Here is a 14,229-nt window from a genome sequence, read left to right as displayed (position 1 = left end):
GGGGGGTAGAACAGGAGTTGCGCTGCAGTGCACAATAAGTCATGAGTTCTTTGTGCTCGTTTGTTCAACCTGGGAGTTTTTTTATGAAGTTGAAACCTCTAGTCGCTGCGGCGGCTCTGGCCTTGAGTGGTGTTGGTGCTCAAGCCGCGTCTTTTGATTGGGGCTCGCATGCCTTGCTGGAAAGCGCTTTGGCTGGAACTGCCGGTGGCTTTGTGTATGACACCTTCAGCTTCTCGCTGGCAGAGACTTCCACGGTGGCCAGCAGCGTCAGCGCTTTCGGCACGTTCGCTCCCGCGACTTACAGCCTGTTCAGCCTGGGCGGTGACGGTCTGGTCGGTACTGCTGACGACGCCGGCGTTGCTGCCTGGACCTTTGGTGGCGCCCCGACCGTCAATGAAGTGACCCTGAGTGCTGGTAATTATTACTACGCTGTGTTCGCTTTGGCCACCGCGGCCGGTGCTTACTCGATCAACTCGGCCGCCGCCGCCGTGCCGGTGCCCGAGCCCGAGACCTATGCGCTGATGCTGGCCGGTCTCGGCGTGGTCGGCTTCGTTGCACGCCGTCGCAAGACGAGCTGAGCCCTCCGGCTGAAATGAAAAAGCGGACCTCGGTCCGCTTTTTTTATGCTGAACTTGTCAAGGGTTCAGAGGGCGCAGGCCCGGGCACAGTCCGTCACCAGAGCCGGGCCCTTGTAGATCAGGCCGGTGTAGAGCTGTACCAGATCTGCCCCGGCCTGCAGCTTGGCGCGCGCATCGGCGCCGCTGAGCACGCCGCCGACGCCGATGATGGGGTATCCCGAACCCAGCGCCGCGCGCAGCAGGCGTATCACCCGGTTGCTGGCCTCGAACACCGGCCGACCCGACAGGCCGCCCATCTCCTGGGCATGCTGCAGTCCCTTGATCGCGTCGCGCGCAATCGTCGTGTTGGTGGCGATCACGCCGTCGATGCCGTTGACCTTCAAGGTCTGGGCAATCACCGCCACTTGATCTTCCTCCAGGTCCGGCGCGATCTTGACGAACATCGGCACGCGCCGGCCGCTGCTTTGCTCCATCTGCAGCTTGCGCTGTTGGAGCCGGGAGAGCAGGGCGTCCAGCGCCTCGTCACTCTGCAGTGCACGCAGATTCTTGGTGTTGGGGCTCGAAATATTGACCGTGATGTAGTCGGCATGGGGGAACACGCCCTCCAGACCCAGCAGATAGTCGTCGGCCGCCTGTTCGATGGGCGTCGCGGCGTTCTTGCCGATGTTCAGCCCCACCAGACCACCGGCCGCGCGGAAACTGTGCGCGCGTTGCACATTGGCGATGAAGCTGTCTAGGCCCTCGTTGTTGAATCCCAGGCGGTTGATCAACGCCTCGGCCTCAGGTAGGCGGAACATGCGCGGCTTGTCGTTGCCCGGCTGCCCCTTGGGCGTTACCGTGCCAACCTCGATGAAGCCGAAGCCCATGGCGCCCAAGCCGTCGATGCAGCGGCCGTTCTTGTCCAGGCCGGCGGCCAGGCCGATGCGATTGGGGAAGTTGAGCCCGGCGACGCTGACCGGATCGCTGATGCGGCGCTGGGCCCACAGGCATTGCGCCGGGGTGTTTTGCAGGCGGGCGATAGAGCCTAGCGTCAGTTCATGGGCATGTTCGGGATCCAAGCCGAACAAAAAAGGGCGGGTGAGGGCATAAGGCATCAATGACATGGCCGGATTGTCGCATCGGCCCACCGATAATCCGGGCCCAGAAGGAGACTGCGATGAAGCCGCTCGATGACCCCCAACATGACCGCGAAGTCGGTTCGCGCGATGCAACCCGCGATACCACCCGCACCGATGACACCCGTATCGGCGCTGTCCGCCCGCTGATCTCGCCAGCCCTGCTGCTGGATGAGCTGCCACTGCCCGATGCCTCGCTGGAGCTGGTCGAGCGTGCCCGCCAAGAAATTGGCGATGTGTTGCATGGCCGCGATGACCGCCTGCTGGTGGTTGTTGGTCCCTGCTCAATCCACGACCATGATCAGGCGATGGACTATGCCCGCCTGCTGAAAAAGACCCGCGACGAGCTGCAGCAGGATTTGCTGATCGTGATGCGGGTCTACTTCGAGAAGCCGCGCACCACGGTGGGCTGGAAGGGCTATATCAACGATCCGCGCCTGGACGGCAGCTTCCATATGAACGAAGGCTTGCGTCTGGCGCGCCAGCTGTTGCTGGACGTCACGGCCCTGGGCCTGCCGGCCGGCACCGAGTTCCTGGATCTGTTGTCGCCGCAGTACATCTCCGACCTGATCGCCTGGGGCGCGATCGGTGCCCGTACCACCGAGAGCCAGAGCCACCGCCAGCTGGCCTCGGGCCTGTCCTGCCCGGTCGGCTTCAAGAACGGCACCGACGGCGGCATCAAGGTCGCCTCCGACGCGGTACTGGCAGCCAGCGCCAGCCACGCCTTCATGGGCATGACCAAGATGGGGGCGGCCGCGATCTTCGAGACCCGCGGCAACGAGGACTGCCACATCATCCTGCGCGGCGGCAAGGCGCCCAACTACGACGCCGCCTCGGTGGCCGCCGCTTGCGCGGCGCTCCAGGCCTCAGGCCTTCGCGAGCAGGTGATGATCGATTTCTCGCATGCCAACAGCAGCAAGAAGTACGAGCGCCAGATTGAGGTCGGCCGTGATGTGGCGGCCCAGATGGCCGGCGGCGACAAGCGCATCACCGGCGTGATGGTCGAGAGCCATTTGCAGCCGGGCCGGCAAGATCTGGCCCCGGGCCAGACCAAGGCCGATTTGAAGCCGGGCGTCTCGATCACCGATGCCTGCCTGGGCTGGAGCCAGACCGAACCGCTGCTGCGCGAGCTGGCCGCGGCCGTGCGCCAGCGCCGCGGCTGAGCCTAGCCGCATTTGGCGCCGTGGCCGGTCGTTTCGCGACCGGTCACGGCGCTTTATCGCTTGTTGCTGGGCGCCACAATGCCCCGTCCCTAGAGTTCGCTCATCCCAAGTCGAACCCCGAGGACGCGCATGAAATCCACCTTTCTGATTCTCCTGCTGGCTCTGAGCAGCCATTGCACCCAGGCGGCCGAGCTGGAGCTTGATGTGCAGGGCCTGAGTGCCGGCACTGGCCAGCTGCTGGTGGCCGTGTTTGGCGCTGATGGCTGGCTGCGCCGGCCGATTGCCGCGAGCCGGCAGGACGCCTCGACCCAGCAGGCAGGGGCGCTGCGCATCCTGCTGAAGAGCGTGCCCGAGGGCATGGTGGGCGTGAGCGTCATCCACGACCTGAATGGCAACGGCCGTCTGGACATGAACGCGATGGGCATGCCGCAGGAGCCGACCGCTTTCTCCAACAACGCGGTCGGCCAGTTCGGTCCGCCACGCTTTGAGCAGGCCGCCTTTGAGCTCAAGGGCGAAGGCGCCCGCCTGACGATCAAGCTGAACTGAGGCGGGAGACGTGACCATGCAACGACGTGATTTCCTTGCTGCCGGCTTGGCGACCATGCTGGGCAGCTCAGCCCAGGAGGCTCTGGCTCTGGGTGTGCCGGCTGACTTCGACGCCAAGGCGGCCCCCGAGTTGCGGCCCTTTGCGGGTTTGTCAGGCGAGGTGCCGCAGGGCGGCGCGCCGCGGATCGAAGGCCGTATTCCGGCCGGCCTGCGCGGCATTTACTACCGCAACGGCCCGGGCCTGATGGTGCGCGGCGGCGAGCGCTACCGCCACTGGTTCGACGGCGACGGCCTGGTGCAGGCCTGGCGCTTCGAGGACGGCCGGGTCAGCCACAGCGCGCGCTTTGTGCAGACCACCAAGTTCAAGGCCGAGGCGCGCGAGCGGCGCTTTCTCGTGCCGGCCCTTGGCACGGCCATCCCGCCGCGCATGCCGATACACGGGCCAGACAACATGAATGTGGCCAATACCAGCGTGCTGCGCCAGGCGGGCCGGCTGTACGCGCTGTGGGAGGGCGGCAGCGCCTATGAGCTCGACCCGCAAAGCCTGGAAACCCGGGGCCTGCGCGCCTGGTCTCCCGAGCTGACCGGCATGCCGTTCTCGGCCCATCCCAAGCAGGAGATGGACGGGACGAGCTGGAACTTCGGCACCGCCCATGGCCGCATGGTGATCTACCAGATCTCGCCCGCCGGAGCGCTGCTCAAGAGCGCGGTGTTCCCGGTGCCCGCCTCGGCGATGGTGCATGACTTCGCGGTTTCACAGCGCTATCTGGTCTTTCTGCTGCCGCCGGTGCAAATGGATCTGCAGGCCCTGCGCTCGGGCGGCAGCCTGCTGGACGCGATGCGCTGGCAGGGCGACCAGCCGACACGGGTACTGATCATCGACAAGACCGATCTGAGCCAGCGCCGGGTTCTGGAGATGACGGCGGCCTTCGTCTTCCACTTCGGCAATGCCTGGGATGCCGATGGCCAGATCCATCTCGACTTTGTGCAGGGCGCGCCGTTGCCAGAGATCAATGCCGATATGCAGCGGCAGATGCGCGGCCAGCGCCCGCCGCCGCGCCATTCAACGCCGCGCTTCATGCGCATCACGCTGGCTGGTGATACGGGCGGGCGGATCGAGCTGCAGTCGCGCGACGAGGCGGTGGAGTTCCCGGTGGTCGATCCGCGTGTCGTGGCGCAGCGCTACAGCAAGATCTGGTACCCGACGGCGGTGGATCTGGGTCAGCGCTGGGGTTTCAATGGCCTGATGGGCCTGGACCTGGACAGCGGCCGGCGCGAGCGCTTCGTCTTCGGCCCAGAGACCGTAATCGAGGAGCATGTGCTGGTGCCAAAGCCGGGCAGCAGCAAAGAAGGCGAGGGCTGGTTGCTGGGCATGGGCTACGACACGGGCAGGCAGCAGAGCTTTGCCAGCATCTTTGACGCCCAGGCGCTCGCCAGCGGGCCGCTGGCGCGGGTCTGGTTGCCTCATTGGCTGCCTTACGGCTTTCACGGCCGTTTCTACGCCTCTTGAGATAATCCGGTCTTTCTCTGCCGGGCAGCGCCGCAATGACACAAGACGAACTCAAAACCCTGGTGGGCCAAGCGGCCCTGAACTATGTGACGCCCGGCAGCATCGTCGGTGTTGGCACCGGCTCGACGGTGGACAAATTCATCGATGCGCTGGCCGCCAGCGGCATGGCCATTGCCGGCGCCGTGTCGAGCTCGCAGCGCAGCACCGAGCGAATGCGCGCGCTGGGCATCAAGATCCTGGAGGCGGCTGAGGTGAGCAGCCTGCCGGTCTATATCGACGGCGCCGACGAGATCGATCCGGCCGGGAACATGATCAAGGGCGGCGGTGCCGCGCTGACTCGCGAGAAGATCGTCGCCGACTTGGCCGAGCGCTTTGTCTGCATTGCCGACGAAAGCAAGCTGGTGCCGGTGCTCGGTGGCTTCCCTTTGCCGGTCGAGGTGATCCCGATGGCCGCAGCCCAGGTCGCGCGCCGCTTCACCGCGATGGGCGGCCAGGCCGATTTGCGTGCCGGCTGCGTCACCGACAACGGCTGCCACATCCTCGATGTGCGCGGCCTGCAAATCCGTGAGCCTGCGGCCTTAGAGGCCGAGGTCAGCCAGTGGCCCGGCGTCGTCACGGTCGGCGTGTTCGCCCGCAACCGAGCCAGCGTCTGTTTGCTGGGTACGGCCGAGGGCGTCCGGACGCTGGACTTCAAAGCCTGAATACGCCTATCGCGGTTGACAGCCGACCGGACTGATCCTTGAGGCTTTCTGCAGCCGACGCGGCTTCCTCGACCAGAGCCGCGTTCTGCTGCGTCATTTGGTCAAGCTGGGTTACCGCAGCATTGATCTGGTTGATGCCGTCACTTTGCTCGCGCGAGGCAGCGCTGATCTCGCCGATGATGTCGGAGACCCGCTGCACGCTGGAGACGATATCGCCCATCGTTGTGCCGGCGTCTCGCACCAGCTTGCTTCCCGACTCGACACGCTCGGCGCTGGCGCTGATCAGTGTTTTGATCTCCTTGGCCGCGTTGGCCGAGCGCTGGGCCAGCGAGCGCACCTCGGAGGCGACGACCGCGAAGCCTCGGCCCTGCTCGCCGGCACGCGCCGCTTCTACTGCCGCATTCAGCGCCAGGATATTGGTCTGGAAGGCGATGCCGTCGATCGTGCCGATGATGTCGCTGATGCGGCGCGAGCTGTTGTTGATGTCGTCCATCGTCGACACCACCTGAGCTACCACCGTGCCGCCGCGCTGCGCCACCTCAGCGGCCGAGTGTGCCAACTGGTTGGCTGTGGTGGCCGACTCCGCCGTCTGCCGTACCGTACCGGTCAGCTGCATCATCGAGGCCGCGGCTTCTTGAAGATTTGATGCGGTCTGTTCGGTGCGAGCCGACAGGTCCAGATTGCCGGCGGCGATCTGGGAGCTGGCGGTCGAGATGCTGTCGGTCGAGCCGCGCACCTCGCCGATCAGCTTCAGCAAAGCCTCCTGCATGGTCTTCAGCGAGCGCAGGAGTTGGCCGGTTTCGTCATTGCTGCGCGGCGTGATCGGGCGGGTCAGGTCGAAGTTCGCAATCGCGTCGGCCACCGTGGCGGCCTCGCGCAAGGGGCCGGTGATCGAGCGGGTCAGCCAGACGGCCAGCGCCGCACCCATTGCCAGCGCACACAGCGCGAACACCACCAGACCGGTGCGGGCCGTGCTGTTGGCCGCGTCCACCCGCTTGGCGGCGGCGTCCAGCTGCGCACGTTCTTCCTGCACGATCTCCTTGATCGCGTCCTGGAACTTGGCCGCAGCCGGCTGGAATTGGCTGTCGAAGATCTGCTTGGCCTTGTCGGCATCGCCGGCCTTCTTGGCGGCGCTGACGCCATCGCGGCTGCTCAGATAGCCTTTGCGGGCCTCGGAGAGCTGCTCGAACAGTTTGCGCTCGGTGGGCGAGGTCATCTGCTTGTCCAAAGCCTTCTGCAGCTCGGTCGATTGCTTGGTCGACTCGGCGGCCGAGGCTGCGAAGAACTCAGCCAGGCTGGGGTCGGCGCTGATCGCGATTGCGCTGGTGCGGTTCACGCCATTGGTGATATTGCGGTACCAGTCGGAGGCCAGGCGTTCGCTGACCAGGGAGTTCTCGTACATATCGCTGGTTTCGGCCGCCACCCGGCTGAGTGCCCAAAAGCCCAGGCCGGAGCCGGCAAAGGCAATCATCAGCACCAGACTCAAAACCACGGTCAGGCGCTGGCCGATGGAACGGCCAGCAAACAGGCTGCTAAGCATAGAGGTCTCCCGAATAGGCAGGGTGCGCGGGCGGTTGCCGCGTTTCGCCCCTAGTTATCGGCGCGAGTTACGCATAGTTGAGAGTACTTTTGCCTGGCGAGCGATCTACGGGCCGGGCCGGCGCCTTGACTCGCGCACGCGAAAGCGCGCCGGGTCGATCGCATCCAGCAAATCGGCCTCCAGCGGCAGCGGCGCGCCCGTCAGCTGCGCCGCCGCGACCTCGCCGCACAAAGCCGCCCAGCTGATGCCGCGCGATCCCAGCGCACTGCACAGCAGCAGGCCGGGCATGCGCGGCAGCAGGCGGGGCTGATCCTCGCGCCCGGGCGGGCCTAGCGGCAGCCCTCCTACCAGCGGCAGCCGATCGGGGGCCAGCAGCCTCCAGCCGACACGGCCGCTGAGTGGGGTAGCTTCGGGCACTGCGGGCAAACGGGCCAGTTCGGCCCATTGTTCGAGATTGCGTCGCTGGTCGGCCGGGCGCAGCGCCGGGTCCATGTCCTCGTCCTGGCTGGTGGCGCCGCACCACAGGCCACCTTCGCCGTCGGCCAAGGCATAGCCGGAGCCAGCCAGCGGCACGGCCGGCAGCGGCCTGGCCTGCGCTAGATGGCTGATCTGGCCGCGCTGGCATGTCAAGGGCAGTACCAAATCGGGGGCCAAGTCTTGCAGCAAGAGCGGGCTCAGATGACCGCAGGCCAGCACCACGGCCGGCGCCTCGGCCAGCAAGATGCCGTCCTTGTCCAGCGCCTGCCAGCCTGCGCCTCCCGGACGCAGTCTGGCGATACGCCGGCCTAGCCTCAGCGGGGTGTCCCCGAGCAGGGCCCGCACATAGTGGACCGGCGGCAGCGCGCCGCCGCCGGGGTAGAACCAGGCCGGCCTGCCGTGGGCGACGCCGGCCAACGCCTGGGCGGCCTCTGCGTGGAGCGCCTGCACATAGTCTTCGGGCAGTCCCAGGCGTGCGATCTGAGCGCGCATGCGCTCGATGTCGCGCTCGGCCTCCAGCCGCAGCAGTCCGCGTTGCAGCCAGGGCAGGGCTGGCAGCTCGGCCAGCGCGCTTCGGGTGGCCAGCGCAGCAGCACGGTTGAAGCGGGCGTGCAGGCCGTCGTCGGGGTTCAAGGTACCGTGGAACAGGCCGCCCGGGTTGCCCGAGCTGCCCTGGGCCACGGCCGCGTGGCTGTCGAGCACCGTGCAACTCAGGCCCTCGCGGCGCAGCGCCCACGCGCAGGCGGCCCCGGCCAGCCCGGCGCCTATCACCAATACTTCGCGCGCCGCCGGTGCCAGGGCCTGCCGCGCTGGCGGGCGTTGCAGCAGGTGGCGCGGTGCGAAGCGGGCCACGCTCATGCGGCCCTTTTTCGCAAAGCCGGGTCGCTTCTCGACCGCAAAGCCGGCGGCCGACAGCCCTTCGATCACTGCTGGCGCCGTACTCCAGGTGCTGGCGCTGGCGCCGGGCTTGGCCAGGCGAGCCAGTAGCTTCAGGGTGTAGCCGTCCCACATCGCCGGATTCAGCGCGGGGGCAAATCCGTCCAGATAGATGGCATCGACCTCGGCGACCAGGGTTTTGAGCCAGTCGCGTACATCGCCTAGCGCCAGCAGCAGTTGCACCCGGCCCCCCTCGAAGCTCAGGCTGTGCAGGTTGTGCGTCAGTGGCGGCCAGGCCGCCAGCAGCTCGGCGGCCAGGGCCGGCTCGGGGCTGGCGGCATGCGCGCGCCTCATGTCTTCGTGGCGCAGCGGGTGCTTTTCGATGCTGATGAAGAACAGCCGCTCGCAGCGCGCTGGATCATCCCGCCAGGCGGCCCAACTGGCCAAGAAGTTGTTGCCCAGGCCGAAGCCGGTTTCCAAGATCACGAAGCGCGGCTGGCCGGCCCAGCGCCGCGGGAGCTCATTGCCGCTCAGGAAGACATGTCTGGCCTGGCCGAAGGCGCCCGCGCGGGCGTGATAGATATCGCCGAATTCGGGTGCGGCAGGGGCGGCAGCGTCGCTGAAATCGACGCGGGCGGGAATGATGGGCTGAGTCTTCATGCGCGGGCCGCGAGTATGCCCCAGCGCCGGCTCAAAGCGTGACCGTCTCCCCATGCTGGGGTACGCGCACCCGCCAGCCCAGTTCGTCCTGGATACGGCTGCGCAAGGCGTCGCTGGCCTCGGGCTCGCCATGCATGACAAAGGTCTGCTGCGGCGCTGTCTTGAAGCCCCGCAGCCAGGCCATCAGCCCCTCGGCATCGGCGTGGCCCGAGAAGCCTTCGAGATGGCTGACCTCTGCATTGACGGGTACGAAGGCGCCGTGCAGCTTAATCTCGCGGGCGCCTCCCACCATCTTGGCGCCGCGGCTGCCGCCGACCTGGAAGCCGGGGAAGACGATGTGGTGGCGCGCGCCCGGCGCCAGAGTCTCGATATAGTTCAGCACGCGCCCGCCGGTGGCCATGCCGCTGGCGGAGATGATGATGGCCGGCCGTGTGATGGCGCGGGTAGCCGCCTTCAGCGAGTCGGCCGGCTTGGCGATCAGACTCACGCCCTCACACAAACGCGCCGCCTCGCGCAGGCTGATTCTCAGCAGCTTGGCGTGCTTGACGATGATGTCGGTGGCCATTGTGGCCATCGGGCTGTCCAGCAGAATGGGGATGTCGTGGGGCAGGTCGCCGGCGGCGCGCAGGCGCTGCAGCACCAGCAATAGGGCCTGCGCCCGGCCGACCGCGAAGCTGGGCAGCAGCACGCTGCCTCCGCGCTTGAGTGTGCTGCGGATGATCTGCGCCAGCCGGGCCTGTACATCCTCGGGCGGATGGACGCGATTGCCATACGTCGACTCCACCAGCAGCACATCGGCATGCTCGATGGTCTGCGGCGGCGGCATCAGCAGATCGTTGCTGCGTCCCAAATCGCCTGAGAACACAAGGGTCTGACCGGCGGCCGTGACGCTGATGGCCGAGGCGCCCAGAAGATGGCCCACCGGCGTGAAGCGGATCTCGGCGGAGCCCAGGCGCAGCCTGCCGTCGCGCGGCAGACCGACAAAGTGAGCCAGCGCCTTTTTGGCGTTGGCGGCGGTGTACAGCGGGAGCGCGGTCTCGTGGCGCGAAGTGTGAAAGCGGTTGGCGCGGCGCGCGTCCTCTTCCTGCAACTTGGCACTGTCGAGTAGCAGCACCTCGCAGAGATCGCGGGTCGCGCCGGTCGAGAAGATCTGGCCCTTGAAGCCCTGGCGTACCAGCGCCGGGAGATAGCCGCTGTGGTCCAGATGGGCATGCGAGAGCAGCACCGCATCAATGCTGTACGGCGCGACGCCAAAGCCCGCCCAGTTGCGCTCGCGCAAGGTCTTGTAGCCTTGGAACAGGCCGCAATCGAGCAAGAGGCGCTGCTCGCCGATGTCGAGCAGATGGCGTGAGCCGGTGACGGCGTCGGCCGCGCCGAGGAAGGTCAGCTTCATCATGTCTCCCGATCTAGGTCTGTCCGGGACGATTCCAGCACCGGCAGGGCCGCGCCATCTTGATACATCTCAAGTGTCGGGACGAAAAAAAGCCCGGCATTTTGAGCCGGGCTTTGCTGGGCCGGAGCCTGGGATCAGCGTTTGGTCTGGGTCAGGCGTGCGCCGCCCGGGTTGCGACCGCCACCACCACCACTTGCGGGGCGCGAGCCGCCCGGCTTGGCCGCGCCGGGGCGAGCACCACCGCCGTTACCCGATGGGCGTTGGCCTTGAGGGGCGGCGCCACGCGGTGCACCCTCGCGCGGCGCTGCGCTGCGCGGTGCGCCCTCGCGGGCACCGTCACGCTGACCGCCACCACCACGAGGGGCCGAGCGACCTGCGCCGCCGCCGCTGCGCGAGCTTGCGCCGCGACCGCCCCCGCCGGAGCGGCTGCCATTGGTGTTGAGCACCATGCGGCCCAGCACGATAGGCTCGGGACGCTCACTCGGATCGGGAGCGAAGCCGGGGATGATCTCTTTAGGGATCTCGCGCTTGATTAGCTTCTCGATCTCCTTGAGAAAGCCGTTCTCGTCGACACAGACCAGCGAGATCGCCTCGCCCTGGGCGCCGGCGCGGCCGGTGCGGCCGATGCGGTGCACATAGTCCTCGGGGACGTTGGGCAGCTCGAAATTGATCACATGGGGCAGCTGGTCGATGTCGATGCCGCGCGCCGCGATATCGGTGGCCACGAGCACCTGCAGATCACCGGTCTTGAACTCGGCCAGGGCTTTGGTACGGGCACCCTGGCTCTTGTTGCCATGGATGGCCATCGCGCTGATGCCCTGGTCGTTCAGATAATCGGTCAGGCGGTTGGCGCCGTGCTTCATGCGGGTGAAGACCAGAACCTGGTCCCAGTCGCCCTGCTTGATCAGGTGGGCCAGCAGTTCCTTCTTACGCTCGCGGCCCACAGGGTGGACCTTCTGCGCAATCGACTCATTGGTCTGGTTGCGGCGTGCCACCTCGATCAGGGCCGGCTGGTTCAGCAGTCGGTCCGCGAGGTTCTTGATGTCGTCGCTGAAGGTGGCCGAGAACAGCAGGCTCTGCTTCTTGGCTGGCAACAGAGCCAGCACTTTCTTGATGTCATGGACGAAGCCCATGTCCAGCATACGGTCGGCTTCGTCCAAGACCAGGATTTGCACCTGACTGAGGTCCAGCGTGCCTTGCTGGGCGTGGTCGAGCAGCCGACCGGGGGTGGCCACCAGGATGTCGACGCCGTCGCGCAGGCGGTTGATCTGCGGCTGCATCCCGACGCCACCGAACATCACCATGCTCTTCAGTGGTAGGTATTTACCATAGGTCTGCACGCTTTCCTCGACCTGGGCCGCGAGTTCGCGGGTCGGGGTCAGCACCAGCGCACGGATGGCCGGTTTGCCGCGCTTGTTGGTGGCCGGCGCGCCCGTCGACAGACGGTGCAGCAGCGGCAGGGTGAAGCCGGCGGTTTTGCCGGTGCCGGTCTGGGCGCCGGCGAGCAGATCGCCGCCTTGGAGGACGGCCGGAATGGCCTGCGCTTGGATCGGGGTGGGGGAGGTATAGCCGGCGTCGGCAATGGCCTTCAACAGGGGGGCGGCCAGGCCCAGGGAATCAAATGTCATCGACTGCAATGTGTGCACGGTGCCCTGTGAGCATGACCGCGCCTTGAGAGGGCGCCAGTCTTCGGGTCATGCAAGGAGCGTGCTTGAGCTCAAAAAAATAACGCCGCGCAAAGACTGTGATGCGCAGCGTTGACAACGATTATAGCGGCCGGGCCGGTGGCTGCCGGGGGAGTCGGCATCAAAGCCGGCCTAAGCTGTGTATAAAGCAGCGACAATAGCGGCTTCGGCCGTGTCGATCCGACCGGCTCTCGCAAGACTCAGCAGGCCCTTGACGGGCCTGCAGATTTTTAAGCCTCTCAGGACTCAGCATGGCTCAGTACGTCTTTTCAATGAACCGCGTCAACAAGACGGTTCCTCCTAAACGTCACATTCTGAAGGACATCTCGCTGTCCTTCTTCCCCGGCGCAAAGATCGGCGTGCTGGGCGTCAACGGCTCGGGCAAGTCGACCATCCTGAAGATCATGGCGGGCGTCGACAAGGAGTACGACGGCGAAGCGATCGCGATGCCCGGCATCAAAATCGGCTACCTGGAGCAGGAGCCCCGACTCAATGAGACGCAAACCGTGCGCGAGGCGGTGGAGGAGGGCATCGGCGGCGTGCTGGCCGCCAAGAAGCGCCTGGACGAGGTCTATGCCGCTTATGCCGACGAGAACGCCGACTTCGATGCATTGGCCGCCGAGCAGGGTGAGTTGGAAGCCATCATCGCCGCCGCCGGCTCCGAGAACACCGATCTGCAGCTGGAACTGGCAGCCGATGCGTTGAACCTGCCGCCCTGGGATGCCCAGATCGGTGTGCTGTCGGGCGGCGAGAAGCGCCGCGTCGCGCTGTGCCGCCTGCTACTGTCCAAGCCCGACATGCTGCTGCTAGACGAGCCGACCAACCACTTGGACGCTGAATCCGTCGAGTGGCTGGAGCAGTTCCTGCAGCGCTTCCCTGGCACCGTGGTGGCCATCACTCACGATCGCTACTTCCTCGATAACGCAGCCGAGTGGATTCTGGAGTTGGACCGCGGCCATGGCATCCCGTGGAAGGGCAACTATTCCGACTGGCTGGACCAGAAGGAAAAGCGCCTGGAGACCGAGCAGAAGTCCGAAGACGCCCGCATGAAGGCGATGAAGGAGGAGCTGAAGTGGGTGCGCTCCAATGCCAAGGGCCGCCAGGCCAAGAGCAAAGCGCGTCTGGCCCGTTTCGAGGAGCTGTCGGACGTTGAATACCAGCAGCGCAATGTCACCAACGAAATCTTCATTCCCGTGGCCGAGCGCTTGGGCAATGAGGTCATCGAGTTCGAGAACGTCAGCAAGAGCTTTGGCGACCGGGTGCTGATCGACAATCTGTCATTCAAGGTGCCGGCCGGCGCCATTGTCGGCATCATCGGCCCGAACGGCGCAGGCAAGTCGACCCTGTTCCGCATGCTGCAGGGCACCGAGACGCCGGACAGCGGCACGGTCAAGATCGGCAAGACTGCGCGCATGGCCTTCGTCGATCAGAGCCGCCAAAGCCTGGATGCCGACAAGACCGTATGGCAGGACGTCTCCGGCGGCCTGGACAACATCACAGTCGGCAAGTTCGTGATGCCCAGCCGCGCCTACCTGGGCCGCTTCAACTTCAAGGGCAATGACCAGCAGAAGATGGTCGGTCAGCTCTCCGGCGGTGAGCGCGGTCGTCTGCATCTGGCCAAAACCCTAGCCCAGGGCGGCAATGTGCTGATGCTCGATGAACCATCGAACGATCTGGACGTCGAAACCCTGCGCGCGCTGGAAGAGGCTCTGCTGGAGTTCGCTGGCTCAGCCATGGTGATCTCCCATGACCGCTGGTTCCTGGACCGCATCTGCACCCACATCCTGGCCTGCGAAGGCGACTCGCAGTGGTTCTTCTTCGACGGCAACTTCCACGAGTACGAAGCCGACAAAAAGAAGCGCCTGGGCGAAGAGGGCGCGCGGCCCAAGCGCATGCGCTTCAAGCCGATCAAGTGATCACACAAGAGGCCTGCGGGCCTCTGTTTCTTGATTCACAGATCTTTACAGGACCTGCATGCGGGCCTT

The 14,229-nt window shown here is 66.0% G+C and carries 10 protein-coding genes and 1 pseudogene; 6 read left to right on the top strand and 5 right to left on the bottom strand.

Translation table 11 applies throughout. The features are described 5' to 3' along the window. Positions 1 to 113 precede the first annotated feature (113 nt). A pseudogene (locus OOZ63_RS22005) lies at positions 114 to 578 on the top strand (FxDxF family PEP-CTERM protein); the annotation flags it as partial. Positions 579 to 643: 65 nt separating this feature from the next. Here the strand turns inward: OOZ63_RS22005 and OOZ63_RS22000 are convergent. Continuing rightward, positions 644 to 1,681 carry a quinone-dependent dihydroorotate dehydrogenase gene (locus OOZ63_RS22000; protein WP_266007767.1) on the bottom strand — a complete coding sequence of 346 codons (1,038 nt, stop codon included), beginning with the start codon at positions 1,679 to 1,681 and terminating at the stop codon, positions 644 to 646. Positions 1,682 to 1,734: 53 nt separating this feature from the next. On the opposite strand from OOZ63_RS22000, the gene OOZ63_RS21995 reads away from it, so the two are divergent. The 4 genes from OOZ63_RS21995 to rpiA all read left to right on the top strand — a co-directional run bounded on the left by OOZ63_RS21995 (position 1,735) and on the right by rpiA (position 5,613). Next, the gene (locus OOZ63_RS21995; protein WP_266007766.1) at positions 1,735 to 2,856 is read left to right on the top strand and encodes a 3-deoxy-7-phosphoheptulonate synthase; all 1,122 of its coding nucleotides are present in this window, start codon (positions 1,735 to 1,737) and stop codon (positions 2,854 to 2,856) included. 129 nt (positions 2,857 to 2,985) lie between these two features. After that, positions 2,986 to 3,402, top strand: a complete 417-nt coding sequence (locus OOZ63_RS21990; protein ID WP_266007765.1) for a DUF2141 domain-containing protein — start codon at positions 2,986 to 2,988, stop codon at positions 3,400 to 3,402. A gap of 16 nt (positions 3,403 to 3,418) precedes the next feature. Beyond that, positions 3,419 to 4,912 (top strand): carotenoid oxygenase family protein, encoded by a 1,494-nt coding sequence (locus OOZ63_RS21985; protein WP_266007764.1) that lies wholly within the window; start codon positions 3,419 to 3,421, stop codon positions 4,910 to 4,912. A 35-nt stretch (positions 4,913 to 4,947) separates the two neighbouring features. After that, a complete protein-coding gene (gene rpiA, locus OOZ63_RS21980) occupies positions 4,948 to 5,613 on the top strand; it encodes a ribose-5-phosphate isomerase RpiA (RefSeq protein WP_266007762.1) in 666 nt (221 codons plus the stop codon). On the opposite strand, the gene OOZ63_RS21975 is transcribed toward rpiA, so the two are convergent. From OOZ63_RS21975 to OOZ63_RS21960, 4 genes are all read right to left on the bottom strand, one after another. Further along, positions 5,603 to 7,153: a methyl-accepting chemotaxis protein gene (locus OOZ63_RS21975; protein ID WP_266007761.1), complete on the bottom strand. Its 1,551-nt coding sequence runs from the start codon at positions 7,151 to 7,153 to the stop codon at positions 5,603 to 5,605. The two genes, rpiA and OOZ63_RS21975, sit on opposite strands and share 11 nt — an antisense overlap. A gap of 105 nt (positions 7,154 to 7,258) precedes the next feature. Next, positions 7,259 to 9,166, bottom strand: coding sequence for an FAD-dependent 5-carboxymethylaminomethyl-2-thiouridine(34) oxidoreductase MnmC (gene mnmC, locus OOZ63_RS21970; protein WP_266007760.1), 1,908 nt, complete (start codon positions 9,164 to 9,166; stop codon positions 7,259 to 7,261). Positions 9,167 to 9,197: 31 nt separating this feature from the next. After that, on the bottom strand, positions 9,198 to 10,559 hold the full coding sequence (locus tag OOZ63_RS21965) for an MBL fold metallo-hydrolase RNA specificity domain-containing protein (protein WP_416234770.1): 1,362 nt from the start codon (positions 10,557 to 10,559) through the stop codon (positions 9,198 to 9,200). Positions 10,560 to 10,693: 134 nt separating this feature from the next. Next, the gene (locus tag OOZ63_RS21960; RefSeq protein ID WP_266007758.1) at positions 10,694 to 12,187 is read right to left on the bottom strand and encodes a DEAD/DEAH box helicase; all 1,494 of its coding nucleotides are present in this window, start codon (positions 12,185 to 12,187) and stop codon (positions 10,694 to 10,696) included. 308 nt (positions 12,188 to 12,495) lie between these two features. On the opposite strand from OOZ63_RS21960, the gene ettA reads away from it, so the two are divergent. Continuing rightward, the gene (gene ettA, locus OOZ63_RS21955; RefSeq protein WP_266007756.1) at positions 12,496 to 14,160 is read left to right on the top strand and encodes an energy-dependent translational throttle protein EttA; all 1,665 of its coding nucleotides are present in this window, start codon (positions 12,496 to 12,498) and stop codon (positions 14,158 to 14,160) included. Positions 14,161 to 14,229: the final 69 nt, after the last annotated feature.

It is taken from the genome of Paucibacter sp. PLA-PC-4, from assembly GCF_026241155.1.
In the GTDB taxonomy this organism is placed as follows: domain Bacteria; phylum Pseudomonadota; class Gammaproteobacteria; order Burkholderiales; family Burkholderiaceae_C; genus Roseateles_E.
Note: the sequence above shows the minus strand (reverse complement) of the source record. Positions and strands in the feature narration are given on the sequence as shown.